Consider the following 17,509-nt stretch of genomic DNA (forward strand, 5'->3'; position numbering starts at 1 on the left):
TTTCCTAGAACATGTGGCTTTGCCGATGTTAATCAACCAGTGTTTCTCAATCCAGCGGAAATTCCGCTGATCGTCAATAGAACCTCTGTTAATAGTTCTTCATCCGGCTCCTCCTGCTTGCGCAATTCTTTAATTAACTCCACTTGTAAAAAGTTCAGCGGATCGACATATGGATTACGTCTATGCACGGAATCTTGAATATTCGGTGTTTGATCCAGCAATTCTTTATCACCAGTTATTTGCAGGAGAATCGCTTTTGTCTTTTCATATTCTTCAAAGATATTTGAAAAAATCCGATCTGCAATCGATTGATCTTCCACCAATGTTAAATATTCTTTGGCTGTTGTAATATCTGCCTTCATTAACGCCATTTGCAAATTATCAATTGTTGCTTTAAAGAACGGCCACTGTTCATACATTTGCTGTAAAATCTGCAAATTTTGTCTTCCCTTTTTGGCAAAACTGTCCAAGCCGGTTCCTGCAGCATACCAACCCGGAAGAAGCTGACGGCTTTGGGTCCAGGCAAACACCCATGGAATCGCCCGTAAATCTTCAAACCTGCCGCGATTTTTTCGGCTCATTGGTCTTGATCCAATATTTAATTCACCAAGTTCCCTTAATGGAGTAGCTTGATGAAAATAGGTTAGAAAATCCGGATCTTCAAACACAAGAGATTGATATTTGGCCAAGGCTACTTTTGAAATTTCCTCCATAGCCTCCTCCCAAATTGTTTCCCTTAAGTGTCCTTGTTCAGCTTCCGTGGAAACATGTGCGGCCGCAAGTAGAAGGGTAGAGGTTGCCTGCTCCAGGCTGCGATAGGCGATGTCCTCAAGTAAATAACGTGCAGACAGAACCTCACCTTGCTCAGTGATCTTAACGCCTTCACCAATAGTTTCTGCTGGTTGCGATAAAATGCTTTTATTTAACGGGCCTCCTCCTCGGCCGAAAGAGCCGCCTCTTCCATGGAAGAATTTAAGACCGATCTCATATTTTTTCGCCATTTCATGTATTTCAATTTGCGCATTATACAGCTTCCAGTTGGCAGTCAATGTTCCGCCATCCTTGCTTCCATCTGAATAGCCCAGCATAATTTCCTGCTGGTTACCGCAAATGCGTAAATGCTCACGGTAAACCGGCATGTTAAACAAGGCTTCCATGATTTTTGGACCTGCTGTTAAATCGTCGATTGTTTCCAGAAGCGGTGCAACATTTAAGTGGCTTTCCAAAGATCCATCCGCATGGAGACGGTAAAGATCAGCTTCTTTCGCTAATACAAGCACCTCTAACAGATCGCTTGGTGATTTCGTCATACTTACCAAGTAAACTGAAATCGACCGTTTGCCAAACTCTTCGTGTGCTTTTTTAATCATTTGAAATACTTGAATCATTTCCTTCGTTTCAGGTGAATATTCTTCATTTGACAATAAAAGCGGCCTCGGATCTTGCAGGATATTTTGCAAAATGTTTGCTTTTTCCTCTTCCGATAGTTCAGCATAGTTTTCCGAAATTCTTACCTTTCTAAGGATTTCGGTGATGGCTGCCTCATGCTCGCCGCTGTGATTGCGGATATCCAATGTTGCCAAATGAAAACCAAACAGCTGTACTTGACGGATCAGCTTTTGGATTGTTTTCAGTTCATGTGCTGCCGGATGATGCATCTTCAAGCTTCGTTTAATCATTTCCAAGTCCGCTAATAACTCATCAGAGGATTTATAGCCTAATTCGGATTTACCGACTAGTTTCACCCGTTCAAGGATCATAGCAAAAGCCCGCCGATATACTTCTTCTTGAATCGGCCATTTCTTATCATTTGTTAAAAATATATGTTCCTTTTCATCCAGAAATTTTAACAGCTCTTCACTTACTGTAACTCTTGTGATGGAATGGCTATAACGCTTCATTAAATCTACTAAAACAGATTTATATTTTTTTAACACTAGCCTTCTCTGCCGCTCAAGTGTTTCCCAGGTGATTTGATGGGTTACATTCGGATTGCCGTCACGGTCGCCGCCAATCCATGAACCAAAACGCAAGAAATTTGGGACTTTCCAAGAAGTATTCGGATAATTTTTCTCCAGGCAATCCGCGATTTCCTGGTGGATATCAGGAAGTACATCAAAAAGAGTTTGGTCAAAATAATACAAGCCATTGCGAACTTCATCCATCACAGTTGGTTTATGTTGCCGCAATTCATCTGTCTGCCATAAAATCGCCACTTCATTAAATAAGCTCTCTTCGAGTTTCCTTCTTTCCCTGGCAGTTAGTAGTGGATGATCCAGCTTTTGTAGAATTCCTGCAATCCGCTGCTGCAATTCCAAGATGGAACGCTTTGCGGCCTCAGTCGGATGGGCGGTAATAACCAGTTCAAGAGATAGTGTATTAAGTACTTCCTGAATCGTTATGTCATCAATTCCATTTTCTTTCAATGAAAGTACGGCACTTTCAATCGAAGCAGGCTGAACAACCGCATCTTCCTGCAGCTGGTACTGTCTGCGCCGTCTGATTCGGTGGTTTTGTTCTGCCACATTGATTAAATGGAAATACATTGAAAATGCCCGAATCACTTGTTTCCGTATTGGAGGATCTAACGCAGCAATTTCTGCTTTTAATCCCTGATAAATCTCTTTGTCGAAATGCTGTCTCAATGTCTTACACATTAGCCGGATTTTCTCAACTTTATTAAATAATTCAGGACCGCTATGGTTAACGAGAATTTCCCCCAGCATTTTTCCCAGCAATTTAACGTCCCGGCGTAATGGAAGACTGCTGTCTTTCACTTTTAATTCTGCCATGTTTCCTACCTTCCCTTTACTGAATTTTTTAAATATAAATATAACATATCTTTCCCAAACATGTTCACTATTTAACTTACTTTTTAAAAAAATTAATAGATTACAAAAATATGAAACAAAAAGAAAACCTACCATAAAGCAGGTTTTCTTAAAAAATCTTTTTCAGAAATGCTATAATTTTATCCCAAAAAGATGTTGGCTGATTTTGATTTGTCCGATAGCTTGAGACAGATGTTTGCGGGTTTAATGCCGTAGTTATCACGTTTGCTGCGGGAGTAGTTACACTTGTGTCTGCAGATTGTGACGCTGCATCCACTTGTATTTGCGGCGCCGGTTTATCAAATACGAGTACATAAGTTTTCCGGTCGCTGCCTCTTGTGACGACAATTGGGACTGCCGTATGGGTTTCTGTTAATTGTACTGTATTGCCGGTACCACCATTAATCGTATAGTCTGCACTGCTGTATGTTGTTGTTGGCTTAATGATCACCGATGTAACATTGCTGGATATTGATAGGTGATAAGTGAACTTATCAGAAGTAAAACTGGAATCCCAAGTACCGTCAGAGACTGTTATAGATGAGAGTGTTGCTGTACTTGCTTTTTTGTCAGCACCAGCATTTTGCTGATCATTTATCCCAGTCATTCCAAAACTACTTTTTTGTAAGGCAGCACTTCTGTTTTTTGCGGTGCTTGACTCCCTTCCTGCCCATATACCGGTATTTGTCCTGTTTTTTGTACTACTTGAAATACCTTGTGTTGATTCGATCATTTTTCCTGTTGTCGAACCTTTTGATATTCCTATTGTCGTTTTGCCATGTGTTTTTCCCTTTGTTGTACCGGTTGTTGATCCTGATGTTATTCCCGTTTTTTTGCCAGTTGATGTTCCCGGCTTTGTCCCCGATGTTGTTCCGGTCGTTTTTCCTGTCGCTGATCCCGGTGCAGTTCCGGTCGTTGATCCTGTGTTCGTTCCTGTTGTTCCAGCACCTGATGTATTTCCAGACGAACCGGAAGTGTTGCTTGGTTTTCTTGTGATCGTTAATGTATACGTATTTGTGGCATTTACTCCATCATCTACAATAATTTGAAATACCACAGTATTCCCGGCTGGCAATGAGTATGATCCAACTGATCCGATTTGGGCTGCAGGCTGGCCATTATAAAGAACCTTAATTTTGGCATTAGAATTTTCACTTTCTGCTTTTAACGTAAAGCTCTGATCTGCCGAGCCGACAACAGCAGAATACCCGCCCCCTTGCGGTGTAAGCTCGGTTCCATTGACTTCTAATTTCGAAATTGTATTGGTTTCTTGTTCATTCATTGTGACAATTGAAGTCCCAGATTGAGTGTCCGCCGCCATGGCAGCATCCGGTATAGATGTAACAAGCCCAAAACCAACTAACGAAGCAGCCGCGATCAGCTTCGTTCCTGTATTTTTTTGAATCTTGGCAAGCATCCATCATCACCCGATTTCTAAAATTATGTTTGGACTACTGTAACATGAGATGCTTAACTTTTGCTTAATTTTTTAAAGACAATTCTGCAATTTTGGCTGAAATTGCTAGAGCCATCTCTTCAGCAGATTTTGGAATTGCTGATTTTAAAAAGGAATTTTTCACAGCTTCCATTTTACCAATGGCATTTACTTCGAGATATCCAGTCAACCTCGTCTTATTTGGATGAATTGCAATTGCTTCAAAATATCCTTCACCTGAATACTTTTCACTCGTTAAATTAAAACTGACTTTTGTTGGCGGCTGCCATTCTTTTATATTAATCAATAAATTGATCTTTTTTTTAAAAATGCCGACATCCCCGGCAAATTCCCATATTGACTGGCGTTCATTGATTTTCTCATGATGCAAGTAGCCAGGAACAAGCGGGGCCCAATTGTCCATATCATGAACGAAGTCCCAAATATCATTTATTGGAACATCTAGTATAACTTGATGCATACCACTAGGCATAGTAGTTTCCCTCTTTTCTTTTCAATATAAAAGACCCTCAATTACTTGAAGGCCTTTTTCAAAAGTATATGATTGACAATATCGTTTTAGAAGATCCATTCGTTTTATTTTTTTCGCAATGAAACAATCAAAGCAGCGATCGAAAGCAGTAAAGCAATGACAGACACAACAAGCAGAACGGTATAATTTGTGCCTGATTCCGCCGTTTTTGTATCTTTTGCAGTTGCTGTTTGTGTTTCCTGCTGATTATTTGTCTGAGTTCCCTTGGTTGTTACAATGTTCGTAATGGCATGCGGGGTATCCGACCCTTCATTTCCAGTCCATTCAACAATACTTCCGTCTTTATAGAATTGAAAAGCATCCCAGGCAATTTTCCCAGGTTTGTCGGGATTTTTGGCAACAAACGTAAATTGCTGGAATTGCCCAGGCAGGATCCCTTCACCTGTTGCTGCAAACGTAATCGTCTTTGTCTTTCCACTTTCGTCTTTGACGGAGGAAAATTTCCAGCCAGGCACAGGCTGATAACTTTCAACTTCCAGACCAGCTGGTACTTTCAAAGTAATTTTTGTCGTCGCTATATTTTTTTCAACCGGCACCTTAACTGTGTACGTTTCCCATGCACTCGCTTTCGATGTGTTTGGCGTCACAGTTACATGGGCACTGGCTATGCTTGAAAAGAAAAATAAGCAAATCAGTACAGAAATAAAAATAGCAAGCTTTTTTTTCATATGAATACTCCTTTAGTTTTATTTGCCGCTAACTCGGCAATAAAAATCAGTGTCAATGCTTTCTAAAGATGTAGTAAGAATATGGACATGGATCTTCCATTTCCCGGCCATTATAAAATATAAGCCCTTCGTTTGGAATTTCCCTTCATTCGCTTTAGTCAACTGGACAGTATCCTTCTCCATATTCATATCAGTCATAACAAAAGTCAAAGATATTTGAGCAATATTCTTTATAGGCTGCCCTTTGGCATCATTTACAGTAACGATAAAAGTATTTTCACCAATAACCTTTGGCGTAACATTTAAAGTTATATTGTTCCCGGATACTGTATTGGTTTGCTGAAATGGACCAGTGGATGATGATGCTGGCGGAAGGTTTGCCAATATCACCGTCAGAATCAGGATTACTGCACCCGTTAACAATTCTCCCCAAAGTGTGGCCCCTAATCCTTTTTCCCGTAATGGTCTTCCTTTGTAAAAATTAATAGCCGCAAAAATAAGCATTAAAATAAACAAACTAACTTTGCAAAGCAGCACCTTTCCATAGGCTGTTGTAGTCAATGACTGCCAATCAGGTATAAACTGAAATCCAGCATAGATCCCTGTAGCAGCAATGACAAGCACGAAAATAATTCCCCATTTGTAGAAGCTTTTAACCATTTGTAAAAATATAGGCTTTGTCTCTACGTTCTTTACAAGCGGCAGAAAGGCAGCAAAACCGATTAAACTTCCGATCCAAACAGATGCAGAAAGCAAATGGATCATATCCATTGGCAAGGTAATCACGTTAGTTGTTTGGGCAGCAGCGTGGCTCGTAAAAGCTTTCGTAAACAATAAAGATATCCCTAAAACGAAACAACACCATAAAATCAGCTCCCTTGATGACTTCACTATGACTAGAATGGAAATCATCAACACGAGAATCACAAGCATGGCTAATTGAATCATCCAGATTCTTCCGAAGTTCGTGCCTGTGATCAACTCTTCGAGCAATGGCAGTTTCCATACTTCGTGCCAAGGTATGTCTGCTTCAATACTCGCCTGCAGCGGCAAACTGAGCACAATACTTACGAAAAGGAATACTAAACTAATAGGTACAATCCTTAAAAAAACCTTTTCGGTATAACGCTTGTGCCTTAGCTTATTTGGCAGCAAAACTAAATAAAAGAAAAGTAATCCAACAATGGCTGCATTGCTAATATAATGCAACCAGCGAATAATAATTAGATCTGCTTTTGGTATATAGCCCTTTGTCCCTGTTCGTGTTTCTTTCGTGTCCTGCTTCCCTTTGCGTATTTGAAAGCGAATAACTCCCTCAACAGGATGTCCATCTGCAGAGACAACCCGCCACTGGACCGTGTATATACCCTTTGGCAAGTTTGGTTTCAGACCTGTCTTTAGTATAGACGGCCTGTTGGGATCCACCTTTCCATTTTGCAGATCAACCCGATGTCCGGAAGCATCCAATACTTTTATTGAATCAAAGGGAGATTCAATCGATTCATCAAATTGAATAACAACCTCTCTTGGAGAATTTGTTAAAATTTCATTATCATATGGAGCGGTCTTTATAATATAGGCATGTGCTGAAAAATGGGATGGGAATACAGATATCATAACGAATAGGATGATCAACGATATACTGCACTTTCCAAAAATACGCAAATTTTCACCTCCTTTAAATGGGCAAGCAGGATAATAGAATTGATAATGATTGCACCAGCCTTAGCTTAACAAACCTAGTTTATATAAACAACACCTTCATCATGCGAGATTGTGAAGATTTCATGAATTTTTTTCTATCTCCTTCAAAGAACTAAAGCCACTATTTTATTGAATAGTGGCTTTAGGCTACTTTATTGTCACTAGAACTATGCTTGTGGGTTCTTAATATATGACTATTTGACAAAGCCTCATTTCAAACACAATTTGATTGAAGAGGCAGCATTATTTTTTTATAGCCAAGCCTCGTGAAGTGTTTCCCTAAACAGATTATCCAGTTCGGGAGTCATGTCTTCCCCCTTTGTTTCCTTTAATGAGTTTATGTATGTTTGAATCCGCTCAATCTCTTTCTTCACAAAGTCGTTAATGATGGTTCGTTCAATCTTCAAGTCTAATTCTTCTCCGCTAATTTTTTCCACAATGAGCCTATGAATTGCCTGTTTCAATAAGTTTTCCGGCAGCAGCTTCTCCATTAATATATTGAATTCAACCGGAGGGACTGTACCATGCTGTTCAATCCATTGACAAGCTAAAATCGGACGCAAAACATAAAAGTATTTTTTGATTTTCACATGCTCTTTTTGCAAAAAGTCTTGATTATTTCTTTTTGCCATTTGTAAATAGTGGTGAAGGGAAGATTTCGGTGAAAATACTTTATTTTGGATTGTTTTCATTTTACCCACTAGGGAGTAGGCCTGGTCGTAAATAGTCCTTGAATGAAGCCACTCCATCAAAGGAGGATTGGACTTACGAAAAAGCCTGAGCGCCTTTCTTACATCCCACCCACTGATATCCAGCTGGTTATTTATCGGTATCTCAATCACATCTCGTTTTTCATCAATGGATAAATACCACTCTTTTTTATGGACATAAAGAAATCGGACATCATAATCGCTATCTTTGGATGATAAGCCCCATGCCCTGCTTCCGGCTTCAACGGCATAACAGATTTTCACCTCAAATTCCGTTTCTACTTTTTTTAATTCTTCCAGGATCCTCTCTCTCATTAGATTCTCTCCTCGTATCCATCCATTGTATTATACCCATTTGCACGGCAAAAACTCGCTTGAAAGGCCAAGAAGCCCTATCCAATGTGGATAGGACTTCTTATTAGAAAAAGTCATTTAATTGTCATTTAAGAAATTTTCTTCAATTCTTCTGTTAATTTCAAGAACAATTCCTTGTTTCCATCCTGTAAGGTTTTGTCGATTTCCTTGAGGATTTTCTCCCGTTTGAACTCAAGTATGATATAATCCAGGAACATCTCAGCAACCAACGAATCCGTGTTCTCATTTGAGTGTTGTGGTGAATTAAGCAATTTCTTATCCATGGAAATCAACTCCTTGCTCTTTTTCTTATTATACTACCCGTTTTCTAAAAATTCAAACACTTTATTTTGGAAATTACGAAAAAATTTAAAATATAAATATTTTAAGAACCACACTATTCAAGGATCAAGAATTGGGCACATTAAATTCATCATTTATGCTTGATGCAGGAAGGATGAGATTTAATGAACCAAAATGTAAAAACCGGTTATAAATCGGTATGTGACATTGATGTTTATTATGAATTTTATCCAAACCAAGAAGCTGACAAAACATTTGTATTATTGCATGGTTTTCTTTCTTCCAGCTTTACATTCCGCCATTTAATTTCGTTATTACGGAACGATTTTCAAATTTTATCCGTAGATCTCCCGCCTTTTGGAAAAAGCGGAAAATGCAGACGCTTTGTGTATTCGTATCAAAATATTGCCCGGATCGTGATTAAACTGACAGAATCTTTCGGCTTAAACAAAATGATCTTTATCGGACATTCTATGGGCGGACAGATTGTATTGAATATTATCCATATGATGCCAGAACTTGCAGACAAAGCGATTCTGCTTTGCAGTTCCTCCTATTTAAGACGGGCTAAGATGCCGCTGATTCTTTCAAGCTATATCCCCTTTTTCCATGTGTGTGTGAAGTATTGGCTTTCCCGGACGGGCGTGGAAAAGAATCTTCAAGAAACGCTTTATAATCACTCCATTATTAATGATGAAATGATTAAGGGTTATTTGGAGCCATTTTTGCAGGATGATATTTTTGTGGCTTTGACAAGAATGATCCGCCACCGGGAGGGAGATTTACCATCAACGATCCTCAACAAAATTAAAACCCCATGCCTATTAATCTGGGGAGATCATGATAAATCGATGCCTCTTTCTGTTGGGGAAAAATTGAGCAGAGATTTAGTCAATTCTGAACTTGTCGTGTTGAAAGAAACAGGTCATGCGCTGCCGGAAGAACGGCCTCGTGAGGTATATGAATATATAAAAAGTTTTTTAAAGAAATCTCAATCTGTTGCTAATTAATGTTAAAAAACGTACCCGCCATATAGCTTAGCGAGTACGTTTATTTTATTTAAACCACCCTTTTTCTTTCGATTGTTTGATGGCTTCTATTCGGTTTTTCACTTCAAGTTTATCTAAAATGACGGAAATATAATTACGGACGGTTCCAGTTTTAATCCGGAGCTCTTCTGCAATTTCCTTCGTATTCTTGCCGTTAGCTACCAGCTCCAGCACTTCTTTTTCACGTTCCGTCAACGGATTTTCTTCTAAATAGAAATCATCCATTAGTTCCGGAGCATAAATACGCTTGCCTGCCATTACACTTCGAATCGAAGCTGCAAGTTCTTCACTTGGACTGTCCTTTAAAAAATACCCGCTGACGCCAGCCTTTAATGCACGCTGAAAATAACCAGAACAGGCAAAAGTTGTTAAAATAATCACTTTACATCCAAGACCTTTAAGCTCCTCTGCTGCTTCTAGACCACTCTTCCCAGGCATTTCAATATCCATGATGCAAACATCGGGGGACAATTTCTTTACGAGCTCCACAGCTTCTTCTCCATTTGAAGCCTTTCCTATTACTTCCATGTCGTCTTCTAAATTAAGCAGCGAGCCAAAAGCGCCCAAAAGCATCTTTTGGTCTTCAGCGATGATAATTTTAATCATTTGCCCTAGAACCTCCTTTTCCGCCTTTTACATCACTTGGTACTCTGATGATAATGGTTGTTCCTTTATTCGTGTCTAATTCAAAGATGCCATTAATAAACTCCAGCCGTTCTTTCATACCAATTAAACCGTGTCCCGGGGTCACATTCGTTTCTTTTTTAAAGCAGCCATCATCCCGAATCGTTAATATGGCTTCTTTCCAAGATTGCTCGATGGAAATATAACAATTCCTTGCACCACTGTGTTTTACCACATTATTGATTGCCTCTTTTAAACACATGCTTAATATATTTTCTGTTAATAATGAAATGTTTTTTAAATTGAAATTTCCTTCTGTAACCAAATTTATTTGAGCGGCTTCCATTATTTGTTTTATGCGAATCATCTCATCCTTCAAACGAATACCGCGCATGGAGGAAACTAGTTTTCTAACTTCACTTAAAGCAGTTCTGGACGTCTGCTGAACATCCTTTAATTCAGCTTGAGCCTGCTCTGGGTCTTTTGTAATTAATTTACCAGCCAGATCCGCTTTTAAACCAATCAGCGACAGTTTTTGTCCAAGAATATCATGGAGATCGCGGGCAATTCGCTGCCGTTCCTCCAATTTTACAAGTTCTGAGATTCTTTTGTTCGCATCTTCAAGTTTTTCTTCAAGCTGTCCCCGTTCCTTTCGATTATGAATATTGAAAGGCAGAAGGATCACACTGATCCAAATAATGATGACAAAAGGCAATTGCTGTAAAAATAATTTTTCTTGCACAACGATGTTATAGTTAATGGATATAGAGGTACTGACCAAATGAATAAAATACAGGGTAAAAAAAGCAATCCGATCTTTAATATTTCCTAAAAAATAAGCAAGGAAGAAAGCAAAATAAACATAACTATATAAATTAGTCGCTGTAATCGAAATCCCAATCAAAATCAATGTCCAAAGATAAACAGCCCAGCCTTTCGAAAAAAATGCAATCCGATATAAGATAAAAAAGAGGAATGTAAGCAAAATTCCTACGATAATACGGATCATCGAAGAAGTTTGAAAAATAAAGTAAAACGGTAAAATACAAAGGACCGTCCATATATAGGGAGTAATACTATTGCTTTTTTGGAAGGTCAAATACTTTTTAACCATAGAAAAACCTCTTTAAAAAGAAATCATATCTTCTATCTTATCGCACCAAGAATAAATTTTCTCTATAAACTGTTCACTTTTGCGGAACATTTTGCTTCTTTAAATTGTACAAACTTTTTCCTCTGCTCATCCCACAAATGGAACTTTAATGAGCTTAAGCTCGTTCTAACCGTAATGGTTGGGACATTTTGCAATGGTTTTGTATCGTTATGAACTTGCTCGAGCTTATAATTTGGCACCCTTGGACTTAAATGATGGACATGGTGGTATCCGATATTTCCTGTAAACCATTGCAGGATTTTTGGCAGTTTATAATAGGAACTGCCCTCGACAGCCGCCTTCACATACTCCCATTCCTGATCTTCCTCAAAATACGAATCTTCAAATGTATGCTGCACATAAAATAGCCAGACACCAGCAATCCCGGAAAGTAAAAAAATCGGACCTTCTACCAATAAGAAGGGTTGCCAGCCTATGGTACAGCATAGTACAGCAATGACAGCGACAATTGTCAAGTTTGTTAAATACGTATTGAAACGTTCTTTCAATCTTGCTCCCTTTCGATTAAAGCGGTTTTTAATAAGAAAAATATAGATTGGCCCTAATATAAACATGACAAAGAAATTTCGATACAGGCGGTATTGAATTTTTTTCCATATTGTAGCTGACTGATATTCTTCTACAGTTAGCATCCAAATATCACCAGTTCCCCTCTTATCCAAATTACTGCTTGTTGCATGGTGTACAGCATGGTCATGCTGCCACTGGCTGTAAGGAAACATGGTTAAAATCCCTGTCAATGTTCCCAATATTTTATTCGCTGTACGGTTTTTAAAGAAAGAATAGTGGCAGCAATCATGAAAAATAATGAATGTTCGCACTAAAAAACCTGATGCTATAACGGCAATGACCAATGCCAAAGGATAGGAAACAGATAAACTTTTATAGCACAAATACCACAAGAGAAAAAAAGGAACAATCGTATTAAGCAACTGCCAAACACTAGCCTTTACATTTGATTTTTCATATGGCGAAACAAGCTTTCGCAATCTTTTTTCATTTTCATTTAGCATACTCTTATTTCCCTTCCACTATAATTATTTCAATTATAATGGAAAAAACACCCCTTTGATAGACATACATGTCATACATAAAACATGATAAATGTCATATAGCTATCTGACAAAAAAGCGTGGATACCTCTCCTATACGATAGAGCAAATCCACGCTGTTTAAAATTTATTTATGGAACCATATTCCCTGCCGCTTTATATATCTCGTACCATTCTTGTCTTGTTAAAGGAATTTCGGAACCTTTGCATGCATCTTTCATTCGCTGAGGGTTGGTAGTCCCAAGTATAACTTGAATATTTGCCGGGTGACGGGTAATCCATGCTACTGCAATCGCTGCATTGGTTACCTCATATTTTTCAGCCAGACGGTCAATCACTTTATTCAAGTCAGGGAAACGCTCTAAATCGCCAAGGAATGTGCCGCTAAAGAAGCCGTGCTGAAACGGCGACCATGCCTGAATGGTAATATCCTGCAGGCGGCAATATTCTAAGATACTGCTGTCGCGATTGATTGCTTGGTCTACTTTCATGTTCAAAGTGATACCGGAATCGATCATCGGGGTATGCGCGATGCTTAGCTGCAATTGATTGACAACGAGCTTATACGGGATATACTTTTGCAGCAGTTCAATTTGCGCGGGGTTGTGATTGGAAACACCGAAGTACTTTACTTTGCCGCTTTGATGAAGTTCTTCGAAAGCTTTAGCTACCTCAGCAGGTTCCATTAACGGATCAGGCCGGTGAAGCAGCAGAATATCGAGGTACTCTGTTCTTAAACGTTTTAATATTCCATCGACAGATTCGATAATATGTTCTTTTGAAAAATCAAAATAACCTTCCGGCGAGATGATGCCGCATTTACTTTGCAGAATCATTTTTTCACGAATGGATGGATTCATTTGAATAGCTTCTGAAAAAATTTCCTCACACTGCCCTTTACAGTAAATATCCGCATGATCAAAGAAATTGATGCCCTCATCCATCGCGGTACGAATTAACTTCTCTGCTTCCAGCACTGTAAGCTGTGTCAAACGCATATTGCCCATCACGATATTGGAAACATGTAAATCGGTATTTGCGATATTTATGTATTTCATGGTAACCCCTCCCTGTACTTGATACAAATACATTATACTTTAAATTTGGAAAACTTGTCATTTACCCGAAATAGCCCGAACTAAAATACCTTCTGATTCGAGACTGGAGCGAATGTTCCTGGCAAATTCAAGTGCGTATGGACCGTCGCCATGAATACAAATCGTATCTGCCTGAACTTGAATATCCTCTCCTTGCACTGTACGGACAAGTCCTTCTTTTACCATACGAATGATTTGTTTGACCGACTGTTCCTCATCGGTTATTAAAGCATTGGGATCTCTTCTTGGCTTCAGCGTCCCATCCAATTGATAGGTTCTGTCTGCGAAAACTTCATGGGCAGTTTGCAGTCCGTGTTTTTCCCCAGCCTTCACGAGATGGCTCCCGGCAAGACCAAACAAGATCAGTTCCGGCCCAGCTTTATAGATAGCTTTGGCAATGGCCATTGCAAGTTCCGTGTTTTTCGCTGCCATATTATATAATGCCCCGTGAGGTTTCACATGCCTAAGCGTTCCCCCTTCGGCATGAACAAATGATTGGAGAGCCCCAACTTGATAAAGAACGAGATCATAGGCTTCCTGCGGGGATATATCCATATTCCTGCGGCCGAATCCAACTAAATCAGGCAGCCCTGGGTGTGCACCGATGGCAACCCCCTTCTCTAAAGCCAATGTAACCGTCTTTCTCATTGTAGAAGGATCCCCCGCGTGAAAACCACAAGCAATGTTTGCGGATGATACATAATTTAAAATTTCTTTGTCATTTCCTTTTAGATAAGCACCAAAACTTTCGCCCATGTCACAATTTAAATCAATAAACATTTATGTTCCCCCAACATGATTCATTTTCTAGATTCAATTAAATCAATGCCATGTGCGGCTATATTGATCATTCTTTCTCTCTTGAACAATGCCTGTTGGGCTTCTTGCAAATGAATTTCCTTAAAGCAAATTTTTTCTCCTGGTTTTCGCTGAGCCACAATAGGTATATCAACCGAAGCAATAAATCCAATCTTTGGATAGCCGCCTGTCGTTTGCCGATCTACCATAAGAATAATAGGCTGTCCGTCTGAGGGAACTTGAATCGTTCCTGCCGTAACCGCTTCAGAAAGAAGTTCCAGCGGTTGCTCCAATTCTAATGCTTTTCCAGATAAACGGTATCCCATTCGGTCAGAAGCTTGCGTGATGAAAAATTCCTGTTCAAAAAAACTTTTTCTGCTTGCAAAAGTAAACTGATCAAATTGCGGTCCAGGAATGACACGGATTGTGGAGGATTCATAGGAAGGAAGTAAATGCTCAGAGATCCGCCAATCGGCCACCTTACATGGTTCATTGAGATGTTTACCTGATAAAAGCCCTCTAAGCCGTAAACTATTCGCTTTTGGCTGTTTCACTTGCAGTTGATCGCCTTTTTTTAACAGACGTCCTTTATACCCCCCAACTCCTGCCCTTATGTACGTACTGCGGCTTCCAAGGACATAAGGTACATCCATACCACCTGCAAAAGCCATATAGGCCCGGCAGCCTTTTTCCACATGACCGCACTCCAAGACGCTCCCGTCCCTTACCAATATTGGCCGCCATGATGGGATTCGCTTTCCGTCAATTGCCGCGGAGAATTCACCGCCGCATATGGCAATCAGCTGATCTCCATTAAACTTTAGTTTTGGGCCAATAAGAGTCATTTCCAATGCAGCTTCATTTTCAGGGTTGCCAACAAGCAGATTCGCAAGGCGAAAAGCAACAGGATCCATCGCGCCACTCACAATCACACCATACTGCTGATATCCATACCTGCCTATATCCTGTATGGTTGTACATAGCCCCGGTTGAAGTACTTCAACACTCATGAATCTGCCCCTTCCAATTTGTGATATTCAACAAGTGAAATTGGCCGAAAACGCACGAGATCGCCAGCCTGCAACAGACTTGGAGGCTCCCCTTCATACCGGAATAGCCTTTGTGGAGTCCTGCCAATCAACTGCCAGCCGCCAGGGCTTTCAATCGGATAAATCCCTGTTTGCTCTCCGCCAATTCCTACGCTTCCTGCCGGGATTTTTAAGCGGGGTGTACTGCGCCGGGGTGTAATAATCCGCTCGTCCATTCCACCTAAATAGGGAAAGCCAGGAGCAAAGCCAATCATATGAACGAGGTATTCTGTTTCAGAGTGAATTCGAATCACTTCATCCGGTGTCAAGCCATTATGTACAGCAACAACCTCCAAATCGGGACCGAATTCTTTCCCATAGCAAACAGGAATTTCCACCACCCTTGCATCTTTTACAGATGTTTCAGGTAATGTTGCCATAATTTCTTTCAATTTGGCAAGAACCCAGTTATAAGGGAACTCAATCCCCAAATGAAACAGCCGAATAGGATCATAAAAAACAGCTACAGTCGTAAAGCCAGGGACGATTTCGATTATCCCTTCAAAAGGATGTTTCTGTAAAAGTCGCGCTAGTGCCTGCACTTTTTCATGTGTCTTTTGATCAATGCCATCCCCCATTTTAACGATAATCCCCGAATCCCCAAGTGGAGCAAATTGATCGCTATCCATTCATTTTCCTCCCTTAAAGAAAAAGTTAGCTTTCTTCTCTTATACACATCTCCGAATTATTAATTAAATCATAATATTCACAAAACCCCGTGGTCAAATAAACTAAACTTCATTACCCGTTGGGAAGAAAAATGGACCCCCATGATCCAATAAACTGGACTTTATTTCCTGTTGGGAGGAAAAAATAAACTCAATTGCTTTTTAAAATGGACATGTTTCCAAATTTACGAATGACCATGCATTTATAAAGGAAAAATATGCTCATCGAATAATAGATATTAGGGAGTAATTTTATGCAGCAGGAATTATGTGTCATTATTCATGGATTTACTGGAAATCCGTTTGAAGTAAAACCGCTGGCTGATGCGCTGGAACAAGCAGGCTATGAAGTGATTACTCCTTTACTGCCAGGACATACTGATAATAATGAACGAATGGAAAATATAGCAGCAGCTGAATGGCTGCAAATGGTTGAGGAAATAGTTAAGCAGGCAGTTAAAGAAAATAAGAAGATTCATATGATGGGATTTTCGATGGGGGCGATGATTGCTTCCATTATGGCATACAGAATTAAACTTTCTACCTTGGTATTGCTTTCTCCGGCAGTATATGTCGTCACCCCTAATTTATTAAAAATCAGGCTGGAAAATTTGTTTCAAAGCAAGAAAGGAAATCGTTCACCGGAATATCAAACAATGTGCAAAACTCCTTACATTCTTCGATCTACTTCTATATATAATTTGTGGCAATTTCAAAAAGTTGTTCGTCAAGCTAGAGGGATTTTCAACCATCTTTCAGTACCGCTTTGCATCATTCACGGGCAAAGAGATGAAATAGCTGATCCGAATAGTGCCAAATTTAATTATCATGCTGCTTCATCAAAAGACAAGGAGCTGCACTATCTTCCCGGTTCAAAACACCATATTTGTTTGGATTGTGAAGCAAATACAGTGATCCAGATAGTGTTAACATTTTTAAACAAATATCATTAAAATAAAAAAGACTCAAATCCATTAGAGGACTTGAGTTTTCCTGTAAAATAATGACCTGTGAGGGGCTCGAACCCCCGACCCCAACCCTGTCAAGGTTGTGCTCTCCCAACTGAGCTAACAGATCGATTTATTAACTACAAAATTAATTATAATAAAAAAACGAAGAAAGTCAATAGTTATTTTTAGGTTATTATATAAATGGTTTTAGATATTTTATAGACAGATCGACACAAAGTTGTCTAAATAAAACTTTTTCTGTATCATTCTAAACAACAAATGTTAAATAGCATTGAACTAGTATAAAAACTTTAATGAGTTCTAATTAATTTAGATTCTTAGCCTAAAAAAAGGTGTCACAAAGACACCAAATGCCGATAAAGCTAACAATAATATGACCACAACAAATCCAAAAACCGTCTAACCACACCACTATCCTAATCGTAATTTA

Annotated in this window: 16 protein-coding genes and 1 tRNA gene; 2 read left to right on the forward strand and 15 right to left on the reverse strand. The window is 39.4% G+C overall.

Annotated features, from left to right (window positions below):
• Positions 1-32: 32 nt before the first annotated feature.
• The 7 genes from ppc to BFU02S_RS04925 all read right to left on the reverse strand — a co-directional run bounded on the left by ppc (position 33) and on the right by BFU02S_RS04925 (position 8,539).
• Positions 33-2,792 (reverse strand): phosphoenolpyruvate carboxylase, encoded by a 2,760-nt coding sequence (ppc, locus tag BFU02S_RS04895; RefSeq protein ID WP_066367417.1) that lies wholly within the window; start codon positions 2,790-2,792, stop codon positions 33-35.
• 148 nt (positions 2,793-2,940) lie between these two features.
• Positions 2,941-4,248 carry a cadherin-like beta sandwich domain-containing protein gene (locus BFU02S_RS04900; protein WP_066367375.1) on the reverse strand — a complete coding sequence of 436 codons (1,308 nt, stop codon included), beginning with the start codon at positions 4,246-4,248 and terminating at the stop codon, positions 2,941-2,943.
• 64 nt (positions 4,249-4,312) lie between these two features.
• Positions 4,313-4,759, reverse strand: coding sequence for an SRPBCC family protein (locus BFU02S_RS04905; protein ID WP_066367379.1), 447 nt, complete (start codon positions 4,757-4,759; stop codon positions 4,313-4,315).
• A 104-nt stretch (positions 4,760-4,863) separates the two neighbouring features.
• Positions 4,864-5,487: a YcnI family copper-binding membrane protein gene (locus BFU02S_RS04910; protein WP_066367387.1), complete on the reverse strand. Its 624-nt coding sequence runs from the start codon at positions 5,485-5,487 to the stop codon at positions 4,864-4,866.
• A gap of 18 nt (positions 5,488-5,505) precedes the next feature.
• A complete protein-coding gene (locus BFU02S_RS04915; RefSeq protein ID WP_066367389.1) occupies positions 5,506-7,152 on the reverse strand; it encodes a copper resistance CopC/CopD family protein in 1,647 nt (548 codons plus the stop codon).
• A gap of 290 nt (positions 7,153-7,442) precedes the next feature.
• Entirely contained in the window at positions 7,443-8,216 is a 774-nt protein-coding gene (locus BFU02S_RS04920) for a nucleotidyltransferase domain-containing protein (RefSeq protein WP_066367391.1), read from the reverse strand.
• A gap of 128 nt (positions 8,217-8,344) precedes the next feature.
• Positions 8,345-8,539, reverse strand: a complete 195-nt coding sequence (locus tag BFU02S_RS04925) for an IDEAL domain-containing protein (RefSeq protein ID WP_066367393.1) — start codon at positions 8,537-8,539, stop codon at positions 8,345-8,347.
• A gap of 183 nt (positions 8,540-8,722) precedes the next feature.
• Here BFU02S_RS04925 and BFU02S_RS04930 point away from each other — a divergent pair, with 183 nt between their 5' ends.
• Positions 8,723-9,568 carry an alpha/beta fold hydrolase gene (locus BFU02S_RS04930; RefSeq protein WP_066367395.1) on the forward strand — a complete coding sequence of 282 codons (846 nt, stop codon included), beginning with the start codon at positions 8,723-8,725 and terminating at the stop codon, positions 9,566-9,568.
• A gap of 45 nt (positions 9,569-9,613) precedes the next feature.
• Here the strand turns inward: BFU02S_RS04930 and BFU02S_RS04935 are convergent, their stop codons facing one another.
• From BFU02S_RS04935 to pxpB, 7 genes are all read right to left on the reverse strand, one after another.
• Positions 9,614-10,213, reverse strand: a complete 600-nt coding sequence (locus BFU02S_RS04935; protein ID WP_066367400.1) for a response regulator transcription factor — start codon at positions 10,211-10,213, stop codon at positions 9,614-9,616.
• Positions 10,206-11,345, reverse strand: coding sequence for a sensor histidine kinase (locus tag BFU02S_RS04940; RefSeq protein ID WP_066367402.1), 1,140 nt, complete (start codon positions 11,343-11,345; stop codon positions 10,206-10,208). Before BFU02S_RS04940 ends, BFU02S_RS04935 begins: the two co-directional genes overlap by 8 nt.
• Positions 11,346-11,407: 62 nt before the next feature.
• The gene (gene desA / locus BFU02S_RS04945) at positions 11,408-12,418 is read right to left on the reverse strand and encodes a Delta(5) desaturase DesA (RefSeq protein ID WP_066367405.1); all 1,011 of its coding nucleotides are present in this window, start codon (positions 12,416-12,418) and stop codon (positions 11,408-11,410) included.
• Positions 12,419-12,588: 170 nt separating this feature from the next.
• Positions 12,589-13,515 carry an aldo/keto reductase gene (locus BFU02S_RS04950; RefSeq protein ID WP_066367407.1) on the reverse strand — a complete coding sequence of 309 codons (927 nt, stop codon included), beginning with the start codon at positions 13,513-13,515 and terminating at the stop codon, positions 12,589-12,591.
• Positions 13,516-13,572: 57 nt separating this feature from the next.
• A complete protein-coding gene (locus BFU02S_RS04955; RefSeq protein ID WP_066367408.1) occupies positions 13,573-14,334 on the reverse strand; it encodes a LamB/YcsF family protein in 762 nt (253 codons plus the stop codon).
• Between the two features lie 20 nt (positions 14,335-14,354).
• Complete coding sequence (locus tag BFU02S_RS04960; RefSeq protein ID WP_066367409.1) at positions 14,355-15,362, reverse strand: 5-oxoprolinase subunit C family protein; 1,008 nt, start codon at positions 15,360-15,362, stop codon at positions 14,355-14,357.
• Positions 15,359-16,069: a 5-oxoprolinase subunit PxpB gene (gene pxpB / locus BFU02S_RS04965; protein ID WP_066367410.1), complete on the reverse strand. Its 711-nt coding sequence runs from the start codon at positions 16,067-16,069 to the stop codon at positions 15,359-15,361. The genes BFU02S_RS04960 and pxpB overlap by 4 nt, the downstream gene beginning before the upstream one ends.
• Positions 16,070-16,362: 293 nt before the next feature.
• Between pxpB and BFU02S_RS04970 the strand changes: the two genes are divergently transcribed.
• Positions 16,363-17,061: an alpha/beta hydrolase gene (locus BFU02S_RS04970; protein ID WP_066367411.1), complete on the forward strand. Its 699-nt coding sequence runs from the start codon at positions 16,363-16,365 to the stop codon at positions 17,059-17,061.
• Between the two features lie 51 nt (positions 17,062-17,112).
• On the opposite strand, the gene BFU02S_RS04975 is transcribed toward BFU02S_RS04970, so the two are convergent.
• A tRNA-Val gene (locus BFU02S_RS04975) sits at positions 17,113-17,185 on the reverse strand.
• Positions 17,186-17,509: the final 324 nt, after the last annotated feature.

The sequence above is a fragment of the Neobacillus fumarioli NBRC 102428 genome (genome assembly GCF_001591485.1).
In the GTDB taxonomy this organism is placed as follows: domain Bacteria; phylum Bacillota; class Bacilli; order Bacillales; family Cytobacillaceae; genus Neobacillus; species Neobacillus fumarioli.

What these genes read in the sequence shown, in the direction of transcription:
- ppc (WP_066367417.1), bottom strand. Translation starts at nt 2,792, where the DNA reads ATGGCAGAATTAAAAGTGAAAGACAGCAGTCTTCCATTACGCCGGGAC.
- BFU02S_RS04900 (WP_066367375.1), bottom strand. Translation starts at nt 4,248, where the DNA reads ATGCTTGCCAAGATTCAAAAAAATACAGGAACGAAGCTGATCGCGGCT.
- BFU02S_RS04905 (WP_066367379.1), bottom strand. Translation starts at nt 4,759, where the DNA reads ATGCCTAGTGGTATGCATCAAGTTATACTAGATGTTCCAATAAATGAT.
- BFU02S_RS04910 (WP_066367387.1), bottom strand. Translation starts at nt 5,487, where the DNA reads ATGAAAAAAAAGCTTGCTATTTTTATTTCTGTACTGATTTGCTTATTT.
- BFU02S_RS04920 (WP_066367391.1), bottom strand. Translation starts at nt 8,216, where the DNA reads ATGAGAGAGAGGATCCTGGAAGAATTAAAAAAAGTAGAAACGGAATTT.
- BFU02S_RS04925 (WP_066367393.1), bottom strand. Translation starts at nt 8,539, where the DNA reads ATGGATAAGAAATTGCTTAATTCACCACAACACTCAAATGAGAACACG.
- BFU02S_RS04930 (WP_066367395.1), top strand. Translation starts at nt 8,723, where the DNA reads ATGAACCAAAATGTAAAAACCGGTTATAAATCGGTATGTGACATTGAT.
- BFU02S_RS04935 (WP_066367400.1), bottom strand. Translation starts at nt 10,213, where the DNA reads ATGATTAAAATTATCATCGCTGAAGACCAAAAGATGCTTTTGGGCGCT.
- BFU02S_RS04940 (WP_066367402.1), bottom strand. Translation starts at nt 11,345, where the DNA reads ATGGTTAAAAAGTATTTGACCTTCCAAAAAAGCAATAGTATTACTCCC.
- desA (WP_066367405.1), bottom strand. Translation starts at nt 12,418, where the DNA reads ATGCTAAATGAAAATGAAAAAAGATTGCGAAAGCTTGTTTCGCCATAT.
- BFU02S_RS04950 (WP_066367407.1), bottom strand. Translation starts at nt 13,515, where the DNA reads ATGAAATACATAAATATCGCAAATACCGATTTACATGTTTCCAATATC.
- BFU02S_RS04955 (WP_066367408.1), bottom strand. Translation starts at nt 14,334, where the DNA reads ATGTTTATTGATTTAAATTGTGACATGGGCGAAAGTTTTGGTGCTTAT.
- BFU02S_RS04960 (WP_066367409.1), bottom strand. Translation starts at nt 15,362, where the DNA reads ATGAGTGTTGAAGTACTTCAACCGGGGCTATGTACAACCATACAGGAT.
- pxpB (WP_066367410.1), bottom strand. Translation starts at nt 16,069, where the DNA reads ATGGATAGCGATCAATTTGCTCCACTTGGGGATTCGGGGATTATCGTT.
- BFU02S_RS04970 (WP_066367411.1), top strand. Translation starts at nt 16,363, where the DNA reads ATGCAGCAGGAATTATGTGTCATTATTCATGGATTTACTGGAAATCCG.